This window comes from Brachybacterium sp. AOP24-D1-21 (assembly GCF_052378665.1).
Taxonomy (GTDB): Bacteria; Actinomycetota; Actinomycetes; order Actinomycetales; family Dermabacteraceae; genus Brachybacterium.
The window spans coordinates 868,717-892,480 of record NZ_JBQSXX010000001.1 but is presented as its reverse complement, the minus strand read 5'-3'; the positions used below and the strand labels follow the sequence as shown (position 1 = coordinate 892,480).

The 23,764-nt window shown below is 60.9% G+C and carries 18 protein-coding genes and 2 pseudogenes; 10 read left to right on the top strand and 10 right to left on the bottom strand.

All coding sequences use genetic code 11. The features are described 5' to 3' along the window. Positions 1 to 66 precede the first annotated feature (66 nt). The 10 genes and pseudogenes from ACT3UF_RS04030 to ACT3UF_RS03985 form a co-directional block, all read left to right on the top strand. A complete protein-coding gene (locus ACT3UF_RS04030; RefSeq protein WP_444608079.1) occupies positions 67 to 1,956 on the top strand; it encodes a polysaccharide biosynthesis protein in 1,890 nt (629 codons plus the stop codon). 43 nt (positions 1,957 to 1,999) lie between these two features. Next, positions 2,000 to 3,130 carry a polysaccharide biosynthesis C-terminal domain-containing protein gene (locus ACT3UF_RS04025; RefSeq protein WP_444608078.1) on the top strand — a complete coding sequence of 377 codons (1,131 nt, stop codon included), beginning with the start codon at positions 2,000 to 2,002 and terminating at the stop codon, positions 3,128 to 3,130. Positions 3,131 to 3,402: 272 nt separating this feature from the next. After that, positions 3,403 to 4,380 (top strand): O-antigen ligase family protein, encoded by a 978-nt coding sequence (locus ACT3UF_RS04020; RefSeq protein WP_444608077.1) that lies wholly within the window; start codon positions 3,403 to 3,405, stop codon positions 4,378 to 4,380. A 65-nt stretch (positions 4,381 to 4,445) separates the two neighbouring features. Then, complete coding sequence (locus ACT3UF_RS04015) at positions 4,446 to 5,417, top strand: hypothetical protein (protein WP_444608076.1); 972 nt, start codon at positions 4,446 to 4,448, stop codon at positions 5,415 to 5,417. Further along, on the top strand, positions 5,414 to 6,661 hold the full coding sequence (locus tag ACT3UF_RS04010) for an oligosaccharide flippase family protein (RefSeq protein ID WP_444608075.1): 1,248 nt from the start codon (positions 5,414 to 5,416) through the stop codon (positions 6,659 to 6,661). The genes ACT3UF_RS04015 and ACT3UF_RS04010 overlap by 4 nt, the downstream gene beginning before the upstream one ends. Positions 6,662 to 6,726: 65 nt before the next feature. Continuing rightward, positions 6,727 to 7,278 (top strand): GNAT family N-acetyltransferase, encoded by a 552-nt coding sequence (locus ACT3UF_RS04005; protein WP_444608074.1) that lies wholly within the window; start codon positions 6,727 to 6,729, stop codon positions 7,276 to 7,278. A 1,345-nt stretch (positions 7,279 to 8,623) separates the two neighbouring features. Further along, positions 8,624 to 9,781: a glycosyltransferase gene (locus ACT3UF_RS04000; protein WP_444608073.1), complete on the top strand. Its 1,158-nt coding sequence runs from the start codon at positions 8,624 to 8,626 to the stop codon at positions 9,779 to 9,781. A 395-nt stretch (positions 9,782 to 10,176) separates the two neighbouring features. Next, positions 10,177 to 10,656 (top strand): annotated as a pseudogene (locus ACT3UF_RS03995) (transposase family protein); the annotation flags it as partial. 114 nt (positions 10,657 to 10,770) lie between these two features. Beyond that, on the top strand, positions 10,771 to 12,057 hold the full coding sequence (locus tag ACT3UF_RS03990) for an ISL3 family transposase (RefSeq protein WP_444607968.1): 1,287 nt from the start codon (positions 10,771 to 10,773) through the stop codon (positions 12,055 to 12,057). Between the two features lie 34 nt (positions 12,058 to 12,091). Further along, positions 12,092 to 12,916: pseudogene (locus ACT3UF_RS03985) on the top strand (ISL3 family transposase); the annotation flags it as partial. A gap of 121 nt (positions 12,917 to 13,037) precedes the next feature. On the opposite strand, the gene ACT3UF_RS03980 reads toward ACT3UF_RS03985, so the two are convergent. The 10 genes from ACT3UF_RS03980 to ACT3UF_RS03935 all read right to left on the bottom strand — a co-directional run bounded on the left by ACT3UF_RS03980 (position 13,038) and on the right by ACT3UF_RS03935 (position 23,506). Continuing rightward, entirely contained in the window at positions 13,038 to 13,400 is a 363-nt protein-coding gene (locus ACT3UF_RS03980) for a DapH/DapD/GlmU-related protein (protein ID WP_444608072.1), read from the bottom strand. Between the two features lie 277 nt (positions 13,401 to 13,677). Then, a complete protein-coding gene (gene wecB, locus ACT3UF_RS03975; protein WP_444608071.1) occupies positions 13,678 to 14,784 on the bottom strand; it encodes a non-hydrolyzing UDP-N-acetylglucosamine 2-epimerase in 1,107 nt (368 codons plus the stop codon). Next, positions 14,781 to 15,416, bottom strand: a complete 636-nt coding sequence (locus tag ACT3UF_RS03970) for a GNAT family N-acetyltransferase (protein WP_444608070.1) — start codon at positions 15,414 to 15,416, stop codon at positions 14,781 to 14,783. The genes wecB and ACT3UF_RS03970 overlap by 4 nt, the downstream gene beginning before the upstream one ends. Then, complete coding sequence (locus ACT3UF_RS03965; protein WP_444608069.1) at positions 15,413 to 16,447, bottom strand: polysaccharide biosynthesis protein; 1,035 nt, start codon at positions 16,445 to 16,447, stop codon at positions 15,413 to 15,415. Before ACT3UF_RS03965 ends, ACT3UF_RS03970 begins: the two co-directional genes overlap by 4 nt. Then, a complete protein-coding gene (locus tag ACT3UF_RS03960) occupies positions 16,444 to 17,688 on the bottom strand; it encodes a glycosyltransferase family 4 protein (RefSeq protein ID WP_444608068.1) in 1,245 nt (414 codons plus the stop codon). Before ACT3UF_RS03960 ends, ACT3UF_RS03965 begins: the two co-directional genes overlap by 4 nt. Further along, complete coding sequence (locus ACT3UF_RS03955; RefSeq protein WP_444608408.1) at positions 17,685 to 18,287, bottom strand: sugar transferase; 603 nt, start codon at positions 18,285 to 18,287, stop codon at positions 17,685 to 17,687. The genes ACT3UF_RS03960 and ACT3UF_RS03955 overlap by 4 nt, the downstream gene beginning before the upstream one ends. Before the next feature lie 5 nt (positions 18,288 to 18,292). After that, entirely contained in the window at positions 18,293 to 19,447 is a 1,155-nt protein-coding gene (locus ACT3UF_RS03950) for a DegT/DnrJ/EryC1/StrS family aminotransferase (RefSeq protein ID WP_444608067.1), read from the bottom strand. After that, positions 19,444 to 20,013, bottom strand: a complete 570-nt coding sequence (locus tag ACT3UF_RS03945) for an arsenate reductase/protein-tyrosine-phosphatase family protein (RefSeq protein ID WP_444608407.1) — start codon at positions 20,011 to 20,013, stop codon at positions 19,444 to 19,446. Before ACT3UF_RS03945 ends, ACT3UF_RS03950 begins: the two co-directional genes overlap by 4 nt. Before the next feature lie 2 nt (positions 20,014 to 20,015). Beyond that, complete coding sequence (locus ACT3UF_RS03940) at positions 20,016 to 21,602, bottom strand: polysaccharide biosynthesis tyrosine autokinase (RefSeq protein ID WP_444608066.1); 1,587 nt, start codon at positions 21,600 to 21,602, stop codon at positions 20,016 to 20,018. A gap of 200 nt (positions 21,603 to 21,802) precedes the next feature. Beyond that, positions 21,803 to 23,506 carry a polysaccharide biosynthesis protein gene (locus ACT3UF_RS03935; protein ID WP_444608065.1) on the bottom strand — a complete coding sequence of 568 codons (1,704 nt, stop codon included), beginning with the start codon at positions 23,504 to 23,506 and terminating at the stop codon, positions 21,803 to 21,805. Positions 23,507 to 23,764: the final 258 nt, after the last annotated feature.

The window sequence follows — 23,764 nt, the reverse complement described above, 5'->3', positions numbered from 1 at the left end:
TATGGAGGCCGGATGGGTACATGACGTCGGGCTCTGCCCAAACCGAGGGAGAAGACTCAGCTCAACATGACGATGTCGCCGGAGCCCACAGCAGTGCAGGTCACGCGTCGCACACGACCGCTTCCGGCGTGGCTCGCGCTGATCGCGGATTCCTCCGCGTGGATCGTCACGATCCTGACGCTCACGGTCTCGCGATATCTCCTGGCTGATGACAGCGTCGTCGCTATGTGGACTCGCGTGTTCACCAACGTCGGGCTCATGTCGCTCATATGCATTGTGGTGTTCGCCGTCGGAGCATGGGCGAGTGGCCTGTACCGGAACCGTTACATCGTAGGTTCTCTCGACGAGCTACGCGCCCTGTCGATCGTTACCTTTGGCTCGTGGCTTGTGTTCACCATCGTTGTAATGGCCACTGTTTCGATCCCCCGCAGCGTTGTGTTGGCCACTTTCCCGAGCGTGCTTCTGCTCCTCGGGGGCGTGCGGCTCTTCTACCGCATGGTTGTAGAGAACCGCGTGGGACCCGGTGGCGACGCTGTTCCCGTACTGCTCTACGGCGCCGGTGAGCTCGGTCACTCAGTTGTGCGCCAGATCATGGTGGACCGGTTCTCCGGGTTCCGCCCCATCGGCTTCATCGACGACGACCCCAAGAAGAAGGGCTTCGTGGTCGGAGGCCAGAAGGTGCTCGGCACCGGGAAGGACCTCGCGGAGCTCGTCGAGACGACGGGAGCGGGCTGCGTCATTATCTGCCTCAGCCGTGTGGACTCGTCGTTCCTTCGTGACGTCCACGATCAGACGGACGCGCTCGGCATCCGTATGCTCGTCTTCCCCTCGGCTAACGAGGCCCTCATGCAACGGCGGAACACGGCAAGCTTGCGCAATGTTTCAGTCGACGACCTTGTAGGTCGTCATCCGGCCGAGATCGACCTCTCCTCGGTGGCAGGCTACCTCTCTGGCAAGCGTGTGCTCGTGACAGGTGCTGGTGGGTCGATCGGTGCCGAGCTGTGCCGCCAGATCCAAAAGTACGGACCCTCCGAGCTCTTCATGCTCGACCGCGACGAGTCCGGCCTCCCCACCACACAGATGTCCATCTACGGACACGGCCTCCTGGACACTCGTGATGTGGTCCTAGCAGATATCCGAGACCCCGAGGCTTTGAAGTCAGTCTTCGCTGACCGGAAGCCTGAGGTTGTGTTCCATGCAGCGGCGCTGAAGCAACTCCCTATACTTGAGCAGCTCCCCGAGGAGGCCTGGAAAACCAACGTCCTTGGCACCTTGAACGTACTCAATGCCGCGCTCGAGATTAACGTGGAGCGCTTCGTTAACATTTCGACGGACAAGGCCGCGGACCCCACGAGCGTGCTGGGGCACTCGAAGCGCATGGCCGAAAGGCTCACCGCATGGGCAACCCATCGGGACAAGGGATCTTTTGTCTCGGTGCGGTTTGGCAACGTACTCGGATCCCGCGGCTCGATGATCCCCACCTTCCAGTGGCAGATCGAGAAGGGCGGGCCTGTGACGGTCACCCATCCCGATGTGACCCGCTACTTCATGACAATTCCCGAAGCATGCGAGCTAGTAGTTCAGGCAGGTGCCATCGGCGAAGATGGTCAGGTGATGATCCTCGATATGGGGGAACCCGTGAAGATCCTCGATGTCGCACGCCGAATGATCGAGATGTCTGGCAAGGACGTCGAGATCGTATTCACCGGCCTTCGACACGGTGAGAAGCTCCATGAGGACCTCTTCGCGATCGATGAGCAGATCACCAACCCCAAGCACCCGCGCATCTCCAACGCGCCGGTGGATGCAGCTCCGCCCGAGAAGCTCGACTTTCCGCACTGGCTTGAGGCGGCGAAGGACAAGACTGCACTCACCAAGGACGCCAGCGACGGCAAACTCAACCGACGTACGCTAGCGCTTAAGGACGAGCTCATCGGAGACTACGCCAAGCACTGAACTGATCACGGACCGCGAAACACGAGAGTAAAGGGGACACGACGTGGCAGCACTTGCCGAGGGAAAGATCCTGGTCACGGGAGCACGCGGCTTCCTCGGATGGCACCTTCGACTCAGGTTGCTCGAGATGGGTTGCGCTGATGTGGTCGTCGTGGGTCGCGACGATTGGACGAACCTGGGCGATCGTCTCGACGGTGTGACAACCGTCTTCCATCTCGCGGGCATCAACCGCGATTCGGATGACGTGATCGAGAACGGCAATCTTGATCTTGCCGTCAAGCTCCAAGAAGCATTCGGGACCAATGCGCCGAGCAAGGTCGTATTCGCCAACACGATCCTTGCGGGGGCAGACACTCCGTACGGTCGAGGCAAGACTGCTGCCGCTGACCACCTTCGAGTTTGGATGGAGGAGCGCGGCGGGAGCTACATCGACCTCCGACTCCCCAACCTTTTCGGAGAGCACGGACGCCCCTTCTACAACTCGTTCGTGGCGACATTCGTAGAGCTCGTCGTGAACGGCAAGGCACCTGACATTCAGGATCGCGACGTACCCCTTCTCCATGTGCAGGAAGCCGCTCGGGCATTGATCGACGCAGCCGGTTCGACAGAGTCTGTAGTCGAACCCGTGGGTAAGTTGGTGCGGGTCCGTGACGTGTGGGACCTGCTAGTGCATCAGCATGGCTACTACGAGAGGGGCGAGATCCCGGACATCTCCGAGCCGTTCCACCGGGATCTCTTCAACACGCTGCGAGCGCGAATGTTCCTAGATCGCCCAGACATTGCTCTGACCAAGAACGTGGATGCAAGGGGAACTTTTGTTGAGACGGCGCGCGTGCGTGGTGGACAAGGGCAGACATCTTTCTCCACTACCGTCCCCGGTATCACGCGCGGTAATCATTTCCATCTTCGGAAGGTTGAGCGCTTTGTCGTCCTGAACGGGAGCGCGTGCATTAGCCTCGTGAAGGTTCTGGGGACAGCGGATGAGCGAGTAGACTTAGACGTTAATGGCGACGAGCCGGTTGCAGTTGATATGCCAATAGGTTGGGCACATAACATTCGGAACACAGGCGACAGCACGTTAATTACCCAGTTTTGGATCAATGAACTCTATAATGCCTCCGACCCAGATACGTGTCCGCACGACGTGCCTCTGCGGTCAGCCGTAAGCGCCTAACGGAACTTTCGATAGTTAGGTTAGAAACTCTACCAATGGACACCCTTAGCGGAATTCCGACTAGAGCGCGATCGAGTAACAGCCAAAGTGTAGGCATAGCTCTGGCAAGTGTAATCGCCGCGATCGCCGCAGCCGGAAATCTCTTCATCCCAGCATTGTCTGTGCTCGGGCCAGCGCAACCCGCGACCGTTTGCGCGGCACTCGCAGGCGTTCTGGCGCTTTTGCACTGGCTGTCCTCGGGCCTGAGGTTGGACGGGCCGACAGTGGCCCTAATGGCGACGTCAGTAGCGCTATTGCCCGCTGCTCTCGCCGCAGGCGCAAGTGCGTACTCGCAGGACAAATTGATCCAAACGTATCTGACATTGGCGATCGCATGGTCCTGCGCACAGATCGTACGGTCAATGGGGTCGCAGAGAACATTCCTGGCCACCATTACGCTCGCGGCCATTGCGACGGTAGGGATAACGGTAGCTATCGGCGAGACCGCAACTTTTGCAGGACGGCTATCGTACGGTGGACTAAATCCAATTGGCCTTGGAAGAATAGCAACGTACGGGGCATTTGTCCTACTGGCCATATCGATCTATCGCAGCGGTCATCTACGCGTCTGGACAACCGTTGCCGGCGGAGCACTCTTGATGGGAGCCGCTTTGACCGGTAGTCGTGCCCCAGTGGTTGCGATCATCTTTGCACTTCTTCTCGTGACCGCAAGAAAGGTCAAATACACGAGATCCCTGGCCGCATTCGCCACCCTTGCTGCAATAGGGGCAGCAATTACCTACGCACTTATTCGAATCGAGAGAGATTCGGTGAGTCGCATACTGAGTACAAACTCCACGGGACGGGAGTTCCTTTGGGGGCATGCGCTCGAAGCATTTCTCGAAAATCCCCAAGGCTTAGGCCTAGGTGAGCTTCGGAGCGCTTTCCCCGCGGGCGCTTATAATGACGCCGATGTATACGCGCACAATATATTCCTCGAGGCAGCCTCCGAGGGCGGAGTCATATTGCTGGCGTGCGTGCTCGTGCTTGTTTCCGTTTCGTTTAAAAGATTTGCCGACTCGGAAGCGAGAACAACAAATGCAGTGCTGTTTGGACTATTTTCCGCCGCACTTATCAATGCACAGTTCTCTTCCGATTTTGTCGGAAACCGTTTACTTTGGGTGCTGATGTTCCTGGGCCTCACTCTCGCCCCGGCGCAGGAATCGGTACGTGGAGCAGACGGCCCTCCTCCCCCGCATCGCAACAATTGACCTATCGCTCGCACGCCGGTCCACGCGGAACTTCAACCCCGCCCGCATATAGCTACGGAGAATTTGTGCCCCTCGATTACGCCATACATTGGATGCCCGAATGGATAAGCTGGAACGAGGCCGAGTGGGGACTCAAGGCCACGCAGCTCTCTTTCGAAAGTAACAATCTGAAACTTAGTGCGGTCGCGTATACGAACCGAAAGGGACGCGCCGTAATGCCCCCGCTAAATTTCTACCTTCCGGTCAAGCTCGAGCGCAAATACGGAAATAGCAGCAAGGTCCTGACCGAAAAGGCACTGTCTGAAGAATGGTTCACGACGGCGGGCGCATACGCTGCCTGGCTTAAAGACGCCGGAACCTCCGGGACTCTCGCACTACCGCCCGGCTTCAACGATGTTAGACCGTTTCAGTGGGCGGGCTTTGATTGCACCCCCCGCTATACATACACAACCGCATTGCCGGTCGAGGAACAGTCGATTTCGAAGTCCCTGCGTAAATCTATTGAGCGCGCAAAACGAACCGGACATACGTTGAAAGCGGGTGCGAAGATAGACGATGTGTACCGACTACTGGAGGAAACCTCACGCGCGCAAGGTTTCCGACTGGCCGTCTCCAGCGAGGGACTTCACAGGCTTGATGAAGCTCTCGGATCGAACGTTCTCCACAGCCAATCGGTGATCGATTCAGATGGGAACCATGTAAGTGCTGGAATCAGGCTGAGCTCGATCGGGGGTACCGGGCTCGGCTGGCTGCAGGGGACACATCGCGAGAGTTTGAAGCATGGCGTCGCACAATTGATGCAGCTGGGGGCGTTGACATCATTAAGTCAAAGTGGATCGTCTAACTATGACTACATTGGAGCTAACGTTCCGAGCGTGGCACTCGCGAAATCCGCGTGGGGGATGGAGCTTTCCACATACTTTCAATTCTCGTCCTCCAGTTTACGATCTGATGCAATTGCAGCTACCAAAGGGATAGTTAGGCCCGCATACATGGCACTCCTCAACAGAACGAAAAGAACGGCGTTACGCAAGTGACTGCTCGAAAGCCAAGCCTCGCAACGGGCACCGGGAGCATAGTGCTAGGCAATCTTGCTGGACAAGGGGTGTTACTTCTCGCCACGCTTGCGCTCACGCGACTTTATTCTCCAGAATCGTACGGCGAGTACGCGACGCTGTTCGCAGTAGCAAACATTGCCGCACCAATAGCCGCACTTAAGTTGGATGCGGCAATACTGTTACCACGCGATCGCTCGGATCTTGATGACCTAATCAGTACGGCATTCGTATCCACTGTCCTCATGGGAGTAGCAACAGCAATAATCGTGGGGATGCTAGGATTTGCAGGGATGCTTAGTACCGCGGGAAACGCCGTAGCGGCAACACTCGTTGGAGCCTTAGTCATCATAAGCGGAAGCATCTCGATATTCACGCAGTGCGCAATACGATCTGAACGCTACAGCCTGCTAGCCACACGGCCCGTACTGCAAAATGTCGGCGTCGTTGCAACTCAGCTTGGCGCTAGTGTCTTTATGCCAAATGCCATTGGTCTACTAGTCGGGCAGTCAGTAGGTCGACTGCTAGGGGCTACATCTCTCGCGCGAACTATTTCAGGGCACAACATACGCCCAAGTCGGGCACGTGCTTTGCGGGCCCTTCGAAAGTATCGTCAGTTTCCCGTTGCTTTCACACCTTCTGCCCTTTTGAACTCACTAGGCGCTCAACTCCCGCTACTGCTTTGTGCAGTTGTGCTTGGAACCAGTCAAGCTGGCGGGGTTGCGGTCGCAATGCAGTTAGCGCTGGCTCCCGTGGCGCTAGTTGCTACTGCATTGGGTCAAACCTTCGCAGGCCGCGCATCCTCGCTAGTTCGGGACTCAAGTAGCGGCGTGCTGGCATTGTTCTTGAAGACGAGCATCCTATCCGCTTCGCTAGCACTGCTGGCTTTTTTGGCGCTATACTTTATAGCTCCCCAACTGGCCGAGCCATTGCTGGGAAGACAGTGGATGGGCGCCGGCGGATACTTCCAGGCGGTCGCTTTTGCGGCATTTGGGAGCTTTGTCTTTAATTCTGTCTCGCGAGTCTACACTTTGTACGCGGCAGGCAAGGCATCATTGGCTGCGGACTCGTTGCGAGTTATACTAGTAGTCGGCGCAGCGGGATTAGCACTACAGCAGGGGACGCTGGGGCACGACTTCGCGGTTCTCGTATTCGGAGGTCTCGGGTTAAGCTATCTTGTCTCCTGGTCCGGAGCCTTGACACTTTGCATAAGGAATCGATCATGACTCACGTTCTATTACGAGGGTACTTTGAGCGTGTCGGCCGTAGGATCGTTAGGATTCGAACGCAGATGATTTACGCGTTTCCGGAGGAGCGGGATAACCAATTTATGGTGCTCGGCCCGGGCGAGCTTAGAGAGATGGATTATACGACTGCAGAGCAGTTTGGCGCCTTTCGAAATCACAAGACGCTCGCCTACCTGAGAGCATCTCTAGACGAGGGCTCGAGGCTATACGGAATGTTCATTGACGGTAAGGCAGTTGCGCACGGTGCGAGCAAGGAGGGCGGGGAGGTGGAATCTTTATTCAATGGATACTTCCCGCTAACGCCCAACAGTGTCGTCCTACACACCTTTCACGTAGATTCTAAATATCGCGGAAAGGGTATTTACAAGGCAATGCTGATGGGGTTGATCCATCGCCACTTGCGAGAGCGCCCTTCGAAGGCCCTGGTCATCGACACTGCTGTTTCGAATGAGGCCTCGAGGAGGGGAATCGAAGCTGCGGGTTTTGTGCCAGTCTGTCGGCTTGACGTAGTTACCATTCTCCGCAAGCTTGTCGTAACCCGGATTCGCTCACTGGGCGAGGATCATGCCGACAAGGTACGCGTTTGGTGGAATTGATCGCCGTTAGAGATTTGCATGTCCAGGACTACACTGAATAGAAGGAGAGGATGGCTAATGCTGGTTGGCACTTCAGTTGGATCCATTAGCGCAAAAGTTGGCCAAGAGCTGGCTGGCTCCACCGGAGCAGCCCGTATTGCTACCGGATTGGATGGCTCTCTGGAAGTCAATGTCGTTGCGCTTGCCAGCTCCGATGACGATGTTCCGTTAGTCATCGCTAGCTTCGATTTGCTCTACATTGGGGAGGAACTGACTAGTCGACTACGCAGTGATTTCCTGGAACTCGGCGCCTCAAAGCTAATACTGGCCGCCAGCCATACGCACCAAGCACCGATGATCGATCGAGGGAAGCCTCGCTTAGGAGCGATCGATGAGGACTACTTGCGTCTCGTCCATGAGGTGTCTAAGGAGGCGATCACTGATGCAATACGCTCAATGCGACCAAGCGTAGGAGCTCCACAAATTTCTCAGGGCGACGCGAATCACTCAGTAAATCGACGGACCAAGGTTGCTCTCCAGCTCAGTCGAAGGCCCAAGATTAGGACTGTCGCCATTTCTCCGAACCCTCGGGGGGCGCGCGATGAGACTGTCTGCACTCTGCGATTGGATCGTGCAGAAGGGGACCCCTTGGCTATTGTCTGGAACTACGCGTGTCATCCTGTCGGGTTCCCCGACAAGCTTTCAGCATCCCCCCATTTTCCGGGCGTGGTGCGCGAGAGATTGCGTACATTATACGACAATCCTGGACTGGCAGTCTGCTTCCTTCAGGGTTTTTCGGGAAATACACGCCCGAAGGTATCTAGTACGCGGTCAAGTGTTCTTGAATTCATTTTGCGTTCGGTGGGTAGATCCGCTTTCAGAAGTTTCGATGACGCGGAGTACGATGACTGGTCTAATCGGCTAGCCGGTATCGTTGCGCGGAATGTCGCCGAAGGCAGGGCTCTCGTGGGCAGAAAAGTGGATTCGACCGTCTTATCAGTCCCTCTGTCGAGCATTAGTGCCGGTTCGTTCGGAGCACTGGAAGCGGTGCACGCTCGGGTTGGTGAACTGCGGCTTGTCGTAATCAACGGTGAAGCGATGGCGGAGCATGCGTCTGAGCTTAGAATGCAATCTACCGTTTCGCCGGTTATGCCAATCGGGTGTGCGAATGCTGCTTTCGGGTATTTGCCTACAGCGGAGATTATGTCCGAAGGCGGTTACGAGGGAGGTGGGTTCACGGAGTACTTTGGTGTAGGCCGTCTTGTGGAGGGCGCTCCCGGAATGATTCGGGACGTACTGAAGCTCTAGGTTGCTAGGATTTGGCAGAGTTCGTCGTGGTAGGCCAATAACGTAAAGGGGTTCGAGGATGCGCATTTGCGTTGTGGTGGGCTATTTTGATCTATTTAGTGGGTATCAAGAAATTGGCCTCGTGCAGGCCCTAGCAAAGCGGCACGATGTCACCGTCGTTGCAGGCAATCTGGTTAGTCCAATATTCTCTGACTCGCATCTTGAGCGTATCGATCAGTTGCGCGAGTACGCCGCTGGCGAGCGCGAAGAAGACGGGTATGTGTTAATTCGTCTTCCCTCCTTAGAGATTCGAAGCATGATCTTTGCTCCTGGCGTGTCTAGGGTGATTCAGGGGCGAGAACCAGACTTGATTATTCAAGTTATGCCCGGTCAGTTACTCCCGGCGCTCGCCGCGGCCGCAACGCGGAATGTTCGCAGTCAAGTCCTATTTGGGGATAATCGAGCGATGTGGGCTGGTCTTCCAAGATGGGCGCAGCGTTTAAAGTACTTGATATTTGCGGGATCTAAGGGCTTCCTGTATAGATACTCCACCCGTCATGCCGATGTGGTTTATGGATATACTCCTGATACTTTGCACCGGATTCGTCCATTCGTCGGGAAGGCGCCGATGGAGGTGCTGCCACTGTCGTTTAATGACAGCGTGTTTCGGTTCGATGAGCATCTTCGCAGCAAGATGCGTGAAAGTCTGGGCTTCGCAGAATCGGACAAGGTGTTTCTTCTTGCGGGTAAGTTCAAGCTTGAGAAGCGGTTTATTGAGTTCATTCGCGCATTCGTTCGTGTCTCAAGATTTCGCTCCGACCTGAAGCTTTTGGTTGTGGGGCCCACTTTGAGTGATTTGGATGCTGGCGTTTCTGCTGACAAGGATCACTGGAGCGCGGTGCGTGTTTTACCCTTCGGGTCTCAGCAGTCCTTGAACGAGGTCTTCTGTGCATCTGATGTCGGGGTTTGGCCTGCTATGCCGGCGATCACGATACAGCAAGCCATGGGGACCGGTCTTTTCGTCGTGCTTCCCGAGAATGATCTCGTCGGACACCTGGTGAAGAATGTCAGATCCGGCATGCTTGTTCGCGATCTCGAGCACTTCGAGGGATTCTCGCTTGAGTCAGCAATATCTGCTTGGGCGGATTCGTTTGATGCTGATAGATGGGAGCGTGCGAGGCTGAACCGCTGGCTAAGCTCCGAGGCACTGGCTGAGCGGCTGGTGTCGCGCGGCTGAGTTCTGATCTGCAGTTGGAACTTAGGGCGGGTGAGGGAGTGATGTCTTATCGCTCCTGTTGGAGCTGCGGGGCATCTTTGCTTAAAAGGCAGGCACGGATGGGCCGTCAACGAGCCAATACGATTCCCTGAAGGCGGGTACATCTCGGTGCCCTCGCTCGCCGCTCGCGCAGTGCAGTGTTGGCGGTCACTAAGGTCCGACGCTCGAATGATATTCGCTGATTATCGCGCCGTCGCGGTGCGATCCGACGCCCGTTTGGGCCTGTGCTGCACAGGTTTAGGGGCTCTTCCCGGTTCGTGGTGATGGGGAGCGTCGCGTCGTAGGCGCAGAACGGCTCGTGGCCCTGCTGTGATGGGTGTTGTCAAGACATCCACATTCCAGAGGACCACGAGCCTGTGCACGAGAATACTGGTTCGCAGCGGGATGCTGCGAGCACGATCTTCAACCTGCCCAACTACCGCGTCATCGACGCCATCGACCTGCCCGACGGAGGTCGTCGAGTGGTGATCGCCTCGACCGTCCCACCCGGCTGTCCGTCCTGCGGGGTGCTCGCGACGAAGGTCCACTCCCGCCGGTCACAGCAGGTCCGGGACGTTCCCGTCGCTGGCGCGGCGGTGGTGGTGTGGGCCAAGCGGCGCTGGTTCTGCCTGGAGCCGGCTTGTGCCCGGGGCACGTTCGCCGAGGCCACCGAGCAGATCCCTCGTTACGCACGCTCGACGACCCGACTGCGGGAAGAGGTCGTCTCGGCCGTGATCACCTCGGGCCGAGCAGCCTCCGAGGTGGCCCGGGCCCACGGCGTCTCGTGGTGGCTGGTCCAGTCCGCCCTCAGCGCCGCCGCTGTGGTCCTGCCTGACGTCGACGACGTGCGGGTAAGGGGCTCTTCGCGGTTGGTGGTGAAGGAGAGCGTCGCGTCGCTGGCGTAGAACGGCCCGTGGTCCTGCTGTGATGGGTGTTGTCTAGACATCCACATTCCAGAGGACCACGAGCCTGTGCACGAGAATACTGGTTCGCAGCGAGATGCTGCGAGCACGATCTTCAACCTGCCCGACTACCACGTCATCGACGCGATCGACCTGCCCGACGGAGGCCGTCGAGTGGTGATCGCCTCGACCGTCCCGCCCGGATGTCCGTCGTGCGGAGTGCTCGCGACCAAGGTCCACTCCCGCCGGTCCCAGCACGTCCGGGACGTCCCCGTGGCCGGGGCGATGGCGGTGGTGTGGGCCAAGCGACGCTGGTTCTGCCTCGAGCCGGCCTGCGCCCGGCGCACGTTCTGGGAAGCCACCGACCAGGTCCCGCACCGCGCGCGCTCAACGACCCGGCTGCGAAACCAGATCGTCTCCGCGGTGATCACCTCTGGCCGGGCAGCCTCGGAAGTCGCCCGGACCCATGGCGTCTCGTGGTGGCTGGTCCAGGCCGCGCTGGCGGCTGCCGCCGTGGTCCTGCCCACCGCCGAGGACGTGTCAGTGACGTGCCTGGGCATCGATGAGCACCGCTACCGGTCGGTGCGCTGGTTCCGCACCGACGACGGTGCCTGGAGACGGTTCGAGCCCTGGATGACGACCCTGGTCGACCTCTCCACCGGGCAGGTCCTCGGTATCGTCGACGGCCGGGACTCCACCGCCGTCGGCGACTGGCTCGCCCAGCGCTCCGAGCTCTGGCGGGAGCGGATCGAGATCGTCGCCATCGATCCCTCGGCCGCGTTCCGCAAAGCACTGCGGACCTACCTGCCCCGCGCTGCGGTCTCGGTCGACAAGTTCCACCTCGTCAAGCTCGGAAACGACATGGTCACCACCGTCCGTCAACGCCTAGCCCGCACCCATCGCGGTCGTCGCGGCCGCAAGGACGACCCGGCCTGGGCCCACCGGATGCTTTTGCTACGCGGCGCTGACACCCTCACTCCACGGGCCTGGGAGCGGTTGGAGACGGTGTTCCGCACCGATGACCCCACCGACGAGCTCTCCGCCGCCTGGGGCATCAAGGAGCAGCTCCGCCGCCTATTGGCGACCGACACCCTGGCTCAGGCCTGGGAGGAACGGATGCGGATGGGCTACTTCGTGCAGATCGCGAATATGCCCGAGGCGACCAAGCTCTACGACACCGTCGTGACCTGGTGGGACGCGATCGAGGTCCTCATCGTCACCGGCGCGACCACCGCTCGAGTCGAGGCCGCGAATACCGGCATCAAGAACATCAAACGCACTGGCCGCGGCTTCCGCAACGCCGAGAACTACCGGATGCGTATCCTGCTGACCAGCGCCGCGAAAACCGTAGCGTGAATACCCGCCCCAGCAGGATCATTCACCACGAACCGCGAAGAGCCGGGTAAGGCGTCTGGGGGTCGATGAGCACCGCTACCGGTCAGTGCGCTGGTTCCGCACCGACGAGGGCGCTTGGAGACGGTTCGAGCCGTGGATGACGACACTGGTCGACCTGGCCACCGGGCAGGTCCTCGGCATCGTCGACGGCAGGGACTCCAGGGCCGTCGGGGACTGGCTGGCCCAGCGTTCCGAGCTGTGGCGGGAGCGGATCGAGATCGTCGCGATCGATCCGTCGGCCGCGTTCCGCAAGGCGCTGCGGACCTACCTGCCTCGGGCCGCGGTCTCGGTCGACAAGTTCCACCTGGTCAAGCTCGGAAACGACATGGTCACCACCGTCCGGCAGCGCCTGGCCCGCACCCATCGCGGGCGGCGGGGTCGCAAGGACGACCCGGCCTGGGCCCACCGGATGCTGCTGCTGCGCGGCGGCGACACCCTGACCCCGAGGGCGTGGGAGCGGTTGGAGACGGTGTTCCGCACCGATGACCCCACTGACGAGCTCTCGGCCGCCTGGGGCATCAAGGAGCAGCTCCGCCGCCTGCTGGCCACCGACACTCTCGCCCAGGCCTGGGACGAACGGATGCGGATGGGCTACTTCGCCCAGATCGCGAACATGCCCGAGACGACGAAGCTCTACGACACCGTCGTGGCCTGGTGGGACGCGATCGAGGTCCTCATCGTCACCGGCGCAACCACCGCGAAGGTCGAAGCGGGCAACACCGGCATCAAGAACATCAAACGCACCGGCCGCGGATTCCGCAACCCGGAGAACTACCGGACCCGTATCCTGCTGACCAGCGCCGCGAGAACCGTAGCGTGAATACCCGCCACAGCAGGGTCATTCACCACGAACCGCGAAGAGCCGGTTTAGTGGCTCCCACGACTACGAATACTCAGTTGGCGGGAGCGGTGGCGATCGTTTAGTCGATACTTGTACGGAATTACTCCGAGTCGACGGCGTTTCGTGTTTGGGGATCGGTGAAATGCGGAGCGATGAGGTCGCCCTTGATCGCTTCAAGGTGTTGCAGTTTGTCATTAGTGCCAAAGCGCTCCGCGATACGTCTTGCGGGCGCTCCTGCCCAGATTTCAAAATCGGGCACGTCTTTCGTAACAATGGCGCCCGCTCCGATGATTGCTCCGTCACCTATGGAGACTCCTCGCAGTACCGTTGCGCGGTATCCTATCCATACGTCGGCGCCGATATTCGTTGCCGGCTGGGGCGGCCTACCTGAAAATTGGATTGGGGTGCTTGGAATTGAGCTGATGTGGTCGGCGCCAACTATTGCGACGTGTGCAGCGAGCATCGTATAGCGCCCGATACTAACTCCAGGGCCGATTCGGCAGTGGTCGCCCACGAATCCATACTCGAAGATTTTGACGTCTCTGCTTACCCGGCTTGTGTGGTGGATATAGGCTGTGGGATGCGCGTCTGGTAGGCGCAGATATGCCCGAGTTATAGTGTTCCGGGAGTTACGTAAAATGGTGTATAGGGTTGAATTCCTGGAGATCATATATGGCCCCTTTTGTGTTATTTAATCAGGTCTACTGACGTGGGGGATCTGCAACTAGGTGGCGTTAGTTTTAGGGTCGTCGCCCAGTCCACCGGGGGTACCTGCGGTAGGTTGATACTATGAAGTTCACAACCCTTTGGCTGGTGTTTGAAATCGTGTAGTCGGAAGGCGTGTCTGCGCGATCCAGTTGGGTCGCCAAGTTAACCGCTTCGAGAACGTTCGACGGGTCGAGGCCAGTCATGATGATGGCGCCGGTGTCTATTGCTTCGGGTCGCTCGATCGAATCCCTTAACGTCACTGCTGGAAAGCCAAGCATTGAGCTCTCCTCGGCGATTGTGCCGCTGTCCGAGAGGACGCATTTGGCGCTTAACTGGAGTTTGTTGTAGTCATTGAATCCGAGTGGCTTGTGCCAGGTGACACCTTCGACCTCCCGTCCGAGTTCTTCGAGGCGCTTACGAGTTCGCGGGTGTGTGGAGACCAGAATGGGGAGCTTGTACTCTTCGCGCAGGGCCTCGAGACAGTTGAGCAGCAGCGTGAGGCGTGCGGGTGAATCCACGTTCTCCTCGCGATGCGCGCTGACCAGGAAGTACTCGCCAATGCTGAGGTCGAGCCGATCGAGCACGTCCGAGGCGTCGATCGCCTCGCGCTGCGCCTCAAGCACCTCGCGCATCGGGGAGCCGGTGACGATGACCTGGCGAGGATGCTTCCCCTCAGCGAGCAGGTTCCGACGTGCGTGCTCGGTGTATGCGAGGTTGTAATCGGAGACGTGATCGACCATGCGACGATTCGTCTCTTCGGGGACGTTGTTGTCGTACGAGCGGTTGCCCGCCTCCATGTGGTAGACGGGGATGCCCTTTCGCGCTGCCATGAGCGCGGAGATGCAGCTGTTCGTGTCGCCGAGCACTAGGATCGCGTCGGGCTCGACCAATTCGAGGACCTTCTCAGTCTTCTCGAGAACGCCCCCAAGCACGGTTCCGAGCGAGCCCGTGTCCACGCCGAGGAAGTGGTCGGGGGAGCGGAGGCCGAGCTCTTCGAAGAAGATCTCGTTGAGCTCGTAGTCGTAGTTCTGGCCAGTGTGGACCAGGACATGATCGACGGTGGCATCGAGGCGTTTGATCGTGGCGGCGAGCCGGATGATCTCCGGCCGGGTTCCGACAATGGTCATGATCTTGGTCATCGGAGGGTCTCCTTCTGGTCGGTCAAGTCTCGTGCGTAGCGATTCATGCGGCGCCCTTCGGGCGTCGCGTAGGTTGACTCGAGGACCCAGCCGAGTTCTTGATAGAAGTGGTTCACGCCGTCATTGGAGTCGGCGTCGGTGGTGAGATACGCAGCGCGTGCGCCGGCTGCAGCTGCTGCAGCGGTCCACTCGGTCATCATGTGCGTGCCGGTGCCCTTGCCCTGCTGGTCGCTTCGCACGCAGATCGATGAGAGGAGCGCTCCATCAATCGGAGATCCGGCGTCGCCACGATAAGTGACTGCTCGGAGCAGTCGGGGGATGATCCGGGGCCGACGCAGGCTGTCCTTGACGCTGAGCAGACCAAATTGGAGCAACCGCCGTTTGAGCAGCCGGGAGAAGAATCCAGCCGGCTCTGTGGTGCCGACGATCGTCCCGACGATCTCACCCGAGTCGTTGACGGCCACCGTACTGATCGCGGCATTGTCGCTGGCGAAGCCGAGGTAGAACTGCTTGAGGAAGGCGGTGCCGAGTGACGAGAGGAAGAACTCCGGGAACGCGTTCTGGTGCAGCACAGCTAGCGCGGCAGCGTCGTCAGCACGTACCGGACGGATCGTGAGGTCGCTTGTCATCATGCCGTGAACGCCTCCGTCCAGTGGCGCATCTCAGGGATTGTCAGGAGGAGCTCCTTGGTGCCCTGCAGATTGAGACGCTCGGTGTTCTCACTCGTGTAGTCCTGGACCGCAACACGATCAGCATCACCTTCTTCGACGAAGACGCCGTAGCGCAACGAACGGGCGTCGAGAGGCACACGGAAGTATTGGCCCTCATCCGTGGCCCGGGCTGATTCCTCGGCGCTCAAGAGCGTCTCGTGCATCTTCTCGCCGTGGCGCATGCCGATATTGGCCACCTTCGGGTCATCAAGGCCCAACAGAGAACCGACGGCTTGGGCAAGCCCCTTCACGGTCGAGGCCGGAGCCTTGCGGACGAATAGGTCACCTGGCTCTGCGCGGAGGAAGGCATGCTCTACGAGGTCCACGGACTCGTCGAGAGACATCAAGAAGCGTGTCATCTCTGGCTCGGTGACCGTGAGCTCCTTGCCCTGGCGGATCTGATCCACGAACAGGGGGATGACGGAGCCGCGCGAGTACATGACGTTGCCGTACCGGGTCAGGGAGACGGTGGTGCGAGACCTCGGGTGGTTCCGGGCGAAGGCCTGGGCGGACTTCTCCATCAACGCCTTGGTCATCCCCATGGCGTTGACCGGATACACGGCCTTGTCGGTGCTGAGCAGCACCAGCGAGGAGACTCCACGTTCGTTGGCGGCCTCAATGACGTTCTGGCTGCCCTTCACATTAGTGAGGACCGCCTGCTCGGGAAAGAACTCGCAGGATGGCACCTGCTTGAGCGCTGCGGCGTGGAAGGCGAAGTCGACGTCGACGAAGGCCTGCTTGACCGAGTCGAGATCGCGCACATCACCGAGGAAGAAGCGCAGCCGGTCGTCGTCGAAGGATTTCCGCATCTCGTCCTGCTTAGCCTCGTCCCGGCTGAAGATATGGACCTTCCCGGCGCCGCGCTCCAGAAGGTTCCGAGTCATGGTGGAGCCGAAGGAGCCGGTACCGCCGGTGATGGCGATCGTCGAGCCTTCGATGCTGCGGGTGGTCATTGACGTGCTCCTTGGAGTTGTGCGGCGCGGATCAGGGCGTCCTCGACACGAGAGACGCCTGCATCGAGCGAGAAGGTGTTGACGTAGTAGTCGCGGGCCAAGTCGCCTCGCCGGGCGAGCCCGTCTCGCCCATTGACCAGCATCGAGCGCAGTGCCTGCTCGATCGAGTCGGGATCATCGGGTTTCGCGGCGACGCCGGCTCCAGAGTCCAACACGACCTTGCGGGCATCACCTTGTGCAGCGATGAGAATCGCCCGTCCTGCGGCCAGCGATGCCTGGATCTTGCTTGGCATCGTCATCCGGGCGAGCGGGTGGTCATTGAGGCTCACGTAACTGATGTCGGCCGTGGCGTACAGGTCAGACATCTGCTCCTGAGGTCGTCGCCCCAGGAAACGCACGACCGTGGCGCCAGCGGCTTCCACCTGGGCGCGCAGCTCCTCTTCATGGGTTCCGGAGCCGGCGAGAAGGACCGTGACCTCGGAGGAGCTGAATCGGCTGGCTGCGGTGATCAATGAGCTCAAGCCCTGAGCGCCGCCCATGGTGCCGGCGTACAACAGCACGACGGCGTCATTGTCGATACCGAGTTCCTGACGCATGGACGTCCCGTCGCTGTGGAAGACCTGCTCGTTGGCCCACATGGGAATGAACTCGAGCTTGGATCGGTCCACTCCTCGCGTCTCAAGGGCGTTGCCCACGCTGGGCGAGATGTAGGCGACGCTCGAGGAGGCCGCGTACAGGCGCGAGCACCACCAACCCAGGGTGCGCTCGGCGAACTGTCCGGGGCGTCCACTCAGGAAGCCACTGGCCATCAAGGTATCCGGCCACAAGTCCAGGACGTGCGTCACAGTCGGCACGCGATGGAGGTATTTGGTGACCAGCATCGGAAGCCCGATGGTCACGGGGGAGTAGTTGACCCAAATCGCGTCGCAGTTCGCGAGGGCCCGGAAACCGTTGATCGTCGCGCTGGCGCCGAAGGAGGCGTAGTTGAGGAGGCGTTTGGTCCCAGACTGGTCGTGGTTCGGGTAAAGAGCGACCCGGCGCACGGTGACACCATCATGGTGGTCGACTTGCGTGCGCTTCATGGTCCAACCGTCAGGAAGTCGGCCGGTCGGGTAGTTCGGATAGCCGGTCAGCACCGTCACGTCGTGCCCTCGCGCCGCTAGGCCGTGGGCGAGCTCGGTGGGAAGCGCGGCGGGGCCCGGTTCGGGGGCGTACCACTGGGTGAGCATGCCGATCTTCATGAGCGCACCACCGCCGTTACCGTATCGAGCATGATCTGCACGTCACCCCGAAAGGTCCGTGACCGGACGTAGTCGGCGTACATAGCGGCCTTCTGGGGAAGGATCTCATCCTTGTAGGTGGCCTCCGGATCCTCCGCCGCCGCCAGGAGCTCGGACTCGTTGCGGAACGCAATGCTCGCTGGATCGGTGATGCCCGGCCTCACCGACAGAATCACCGGTCGCAGCTCCTGCGGCCACTCCTCGACGTAGCGGGGGACCTCGGGGCGCGGCCCGACCAAGCTCATCTCGCCGCGCAGCACATTGACGAGCTGGGGAAGCTCATCGATCTTGGTCTTGCGCAACACCGCACCGATCCGCGTGATTCGCGGATCGTGGTCCGAGCTCACCTGGGCTCCTGGAGCGCCGGTGCGCATCGATCGGAACTTCAGGATCTCGAACGCCCGCTCGTTCCGACCGACCCGCTGCTGGCGAAAGAGCACGGGACGGCCATCAGTCGCCGCGATGGCCGCCGCGGAGATGAGCAGCACTGGGGCGGTGATGAGCAGACCCCCGGCGGATCCGAAGATGTCCAGAGCCCGCTTCGAGAGCGCGCTGCGCATCGAGGTCACCGGCATGATGCCCTGACCGCGTCGATGACCCGGTCCACGTCGGCGCCCGTCATCGAGGAGAACGCTGGCAGGCTGAGGATGCGCGCGAACTCCCGCGTCGCGACCGGGAAGTCCTCGGGCTTGTGCTCTGCACGATCGCGCCAGTACGGGTGCAGATGCAGGGGTATGAAGTGCACGCTGGTCCCGATCCCGAGAGCAGAGAGCCGATTCACCAGCTCATCGCGGTCGAGACCGTCTTGGACGCGGATCATGTAGAGATGCCAGGCGTGGACGTCGTCGGCGCCGGGAGCGTCTACCGGAAGATCGAGCGGAAGGTCCTGGAACGCCTCGGTGTAGCGCTGGGCAATCGAGGCACGTTTGTCGCGCATCTCGTGGGCTCGTCCGAGCTGTACGCGCCCGATGGCAGCAGCGGGGTCGGTGAGGTTGTACTTGAACCCGGGGGCTACGACGTCATATTGCCATGAGGGTGTCGTGCTTGAGTAGCGGTTGAAGATGTCGCGGGAGATGCCGTGCAATCGCATCGTGCGCATGCGCTGGGCAGCGTCCTGGTCGCGGGTGACGACCATTCCGCCTTCGCCGGTAGTGATCGTCTTCGTCGCGTAGAAGCTGAACACCGTCGCGTGGGAGGCCCCAGTGCCGATCGTGGCTCCGTCCCGTGCGGCAGGGAATGAGTGCGCGGCGTCCTCGACGACATGGAGGCCGAACTCCTCGGCGAATCGCACGGTCGCGGCCGGGGCGACCATGAGACCGGCCATGTGCACCGGCATGACCGCCTTCGTGCGCTCAGTGACCGCCGTCCGCGCCGTGTCGTAGTCGATGTTGAGGGTGACAGGGTCGACGTCGACAAGCACTGGCTCGGCGCCGAGGTAGCGCACCACTTCGGCGGTGGACGTGAACGTCCAGGTGGGGACGATGACCTGGTCTCCGGCGCCGATGCCGAGCGACTCCAGAGCCAGGTGCAGGCCGGCGGTCGCGGAATTCACCGCGATTGCGGTGACGTCCGGGGCGAGAAACTCAGAGAATTCCTGCTCGAATGCCTTCGCGTTCGCGCCGGTGGTCAACCATCCGCTGCGTATCGCGTCGGCCGCGGCGGACACTTCCGCCTCGGTGATATCCGGACGGGCAAACGGGAGAAACGGGACTTCGCTCATGCTCGATCTCCTTCACTGTCGATGTCGACGTGGGCCGCGATCGCGGAAGCCACCTGGCGAACGGAGGTAAGCACGGTGCTGAATGAGTCCTCGTAACCTTCCGGAGGACCGCCGTAGGGGTCCGGGATGTCCAACGAGTCGCCCCCTGTCTTGGTTCGTGCTCGTAGTCGTGAGGCGGCCTCTGCGAAGTCGCGGAGACTTGCGTACAGGGCGTCCGATGGCAACAGCGAGACGATTCCCCCCAACTCGAGCAGCGTGAAGGAACGCCGCACGACTCGGGGGGCGGTGCGCGCCACCCAGGCACGATGCTCTGCGGTCATGGTGATGATCAGGTCCGAGGATTCAGTCTGTTCTTTCGACAGCTGCCGGCCTGCATGGTCGAGAGTGACTCCGAGCTCGCGCTCGATGAACACGTCGGCCTCCCGAGCGGACGGGCGATCGACGGCGGCGTGGGTGCCAGCACTCGACACCGCGTATTGCGTTTCGGGGAGGAGTGCTCGTAATGCAGCCGCTCCAACCGGCGATCGACAGATATTCCCCGTGCACACCACCAAGATCGACCCCATGATCACCGCGCCCCGCCACCCTGGTCAGTAACCCCGGGCCACGCCTTAGGGGTTGTGCTCTCTGCGAGGTCCGCGGCGACGCGGCGATCACGGTGCTTTCCTGAGCGCCGGCTCGGACGAGTGGGCAGTGGGGCCTTGCTGGAGCGAGAAGCCACCCCTTCTCCATGCGGCTGTACATTTGGCATTGGCCTGGGCTCTACCCGAGTAGAAGCCTTCGCAATTGCTCGCGGACTCGAAGGTGAAGAATCGGATGAGTACGAGTAGTTGTAGGTGTAGGCCCCCTGAGAACCACCCTGCACACGGTTCAGGATGATTCCCAGGACGCGCGCCTGGACGGCTTCGAGTTTGTCGAGCGCCTGGCTGAGCTGGGGCTTCCGCACCCGCTGACTCTGTGCAACCACCACGGTGCCCCCCACGTAGTGGGAAAGGACCACTGCGTCGGTCACCGCGAGCAGAGGTGCGGTGTCGACGACAACGAAGTCGTACGTTGCCATGGCGTCGTTCAGCAGATTCTGCATGTTCTTACTGCCGAGAAGTTCGCTGGGGTTCGGCGGGATCGGGCCCGAGGCCAGGGCCTCGAGTCCTTCCGTCTCCAGGGGCTGGGCGACATCCTCGATATTGGCCTCGCCGATCAGCACCGTGGTGAGGCCCGCACCGCCTTCGATCCCCAGGTACTCAGCGACCGAGGGGCGACGCAGGTCGGCATCGATCAGCAGTACGCGATTGCCTGCCTGGGCGATGACGTGAGCAAGATTGATCGCGGAGCTGGTTTTACCCTCCCCCGGGAGAGAGGAGGTGAGCAGAACACTGCGCTTCTCGCTGGTCAACCCCAAGAACTGCAGATTGGTGCGTAGACCGCGGTACGCCTCGGCCTGCATGCTCTGAGGATGCTGGGCAGAGACGAGAGGCAGGTGCTTTGTGTCTTTGCCGGCGGGGATCGCCGCGATGACGGGCTGCTCGAAAAGCTTCTCGATGTCATCGGGGCGGCGCACGCGATTGTCCAAGAGGTCGCGCATGATCGCGATCGCGACTCCGGCAAGTACCGCAAGCATGAGGCCCACTGCGACGTTCCGCGGGATGCTCGGTGATGCAGGGCTCGCCGGTTCGGTGGCGGGCGCAATGACGGTCAGCTCAACGGTGGGCTCCTCCCCGCTGGTCTCTAGCGCGGAGACCTGCGTGCGCAAGCTCTCCGAGGTCGCATTTGCGATCGTGGCTGCCTGGGCCGGGTCTTCATCCGTCACGGTGATCTCGAGGATCAGAGTTTCCGGGGGAACCGTGGTGCTGATCCGGCTGGCAAGCTCGCGCGCCGTCGTGTCGAGGCCGAGCTCATCGATGACGGGATCCAGGACTAGAGGAGTAGTTGCCACATCGGCATAGCTGGTGATCTGCTGGCTCGCAAAGTTCACGCCGCTGTTCAGCTCAGCAACGGTGCTGCCTGCCTGGGTCTGGACGAACACCCGGTTGGTCGCCTGATACTCAGGGGTCTGCAGGAGAGTGAAAGCCACTACCGCACCCAGCACCAGAAACGCGGTGAGCAGAGCGGAGATCCAGCGGTCCCGCAGAATCGTCAGGTAATGCTGTAACTCCACAGGAATCCATTCGATCGGGCTTGCGGGCCCTGGAGGGCCCGATCTCTTCAGAGGGGCGCGTGCCGACGGAGGGGTCCCTCAGCGACGGGCCACATCTGCGAACTAAATCTAGCTTACGGGCTCGCCGCGGAGATGACCCCGATGCGGGGTCAGCGACCAAGCGGTCGCATTGCTCAGCATCAGGTCGTTGCGAAATTCGGTTACCCAACTGCGTTGCCGAAAATTTCGTCGCGTAAGGCAAGCGAGCGGCGTTCTACGCTCTCATCACGTGTGCTGTCGGCCAGTGCCGACTTGTCCTGCGCTGCTCGCAGCCACGATTCGAAGTCCAGTCCGCTCGGTTCGACACAGTCGACCGGTGCCTGGGAGATCCGCGGATGGAGCGGAGCCTCCGCCTGCTCGTCGACGGAGAAGAGGTCCTCGTGCAGCTTCTCCCCGTGCCGGAGCCCGGTGAACACGATCTCGACTTCTTCGCCGGACATCTCGATCATGCGCCTCGCCACATCGAGGATCCGCACCGGTTCGCCCATGTCCAGGATCATCACCTGCCCGTCCTCGCCGATGGCGCCGGCCTGCACGACCAGTTCACAGGCCTCCGGGATCGTCATGAAGTACCGGGTGACGTCCGGGTGGGTGACGGTGACGGGGCCGCCCTTCTCGATCTGTGATTGGAAGGTCGGGATCATTGAGCCGCGGGATCCGAGGACGTTGCCGAAGCGTACGGAGACGTAGCTCCCAGAGTCCCCGTGTGCGGCCCACGCGGTCAGCCGCTCAGCCATGCGCTTTGAGTGGCCGAGCACGCTGGTGGGATCTGCCGCTTTGTCGGTGGAGATGTTCACGAACTGCTCCACCCTCGCGTCCAGGGCGGCTTCCAAGACGTTGAGGGTCCCCAGTACGTTCGTCTTCCACGCTTCCTCGGGGTACTGCTCCAGCATCGGGAGGTGCTTCAGCGCTGCGGCATGGAACACTACGTCGGGCCGCCGGTCGCGGAAGACTTCTCGGAGTGCGTCCGGGTCGCGGATGTCGGCGAGCACGGCATCGCTGGTGTCCAGGAGGCCGTGGCCGAAGATGGAGAGCTGTGTGGTGTGCAGACCGGACTCGTCGCGGTCGAGCATGAACAGCTCGCTGGGCCCGAACTTGTGGATCTGGCGGCACAGTTCGGAACCGATGGACCCGCCGGCCCCGGTGACAAGCACCCGCTTGCCCGACAGATACCCTGCGACCGACGACAGGTCGATTTGGGCAGGGTGACGTCCTACCAAGTCATCCACGGAGACGTCGCGGAGATTCGCCGCGCTGCGCCGCTGAGTCAGAGCCTCGTTGATCGAGGGGAACACCAGCATGCGGATTCCCAGCGCGTCCGTCTGATCATGCACGTCGCGAAGGAACGCGGAGTCCACCCGGTTCACGCAGACCACCACCGCGCCGGCGCCGGTCTCCGCGACCACGCGGGAGAGGTCTGTGACAGAGCCCAGCACCTTCAGTCCACTCACGACGAAGCGACGTTTGCGCGGATCATCGTCGATGAAACCCACGGGCCGGAACTCGGAGTGCTGATCCGCCGCCATCTGTCGGGCCACCGAGTGCCCGAGCTCCCCGGCTCCATAGAGCAGCACGGGAAGTGCGTTCCCAGCGGGGCCGGACCTGGTCTCCACCACGTTCCGGAACACCAGGCGTACGCCACCCATGAGCACGAGGACAGTCGGGAAGATCGCGAGCACCACGCTGCGCGGGAGCGCGACCGTCGTGAGCACCACGATCGCGAATGCGGCCCAGGCCATGAACGCGACGATCGACAGGGCTCTCAACTCATCGAGCGACCCCACGACGAAGCGGTGGCGGTAGAGCCCGCCCAGCCAACCCCCGATGCACATCACCGCGATGCAGAGCAGGGACACAAGCGCCACGTTACTCAGGACGGGCGTCCATTCAATGACGAGGTTGTCGTCGGCCAGCAGGTATCGGCTGATGGTGAGTACCAAGATGGCGAGGAGCCACGAGATGGAGTCTGCGAGGACGGCGAGCCACGCCGGCAGAGGGCGCGTGCGCTGCGGTGTGCGACCGGGCGATGCGGGTGGCAGCGGCAAAGACATGCTCAGGGTGATCCTTCTTCCTCATTCAGAGAACCAACGCTAGTGCGTCGTCTCGTCCGGTTCGGAGCCGAA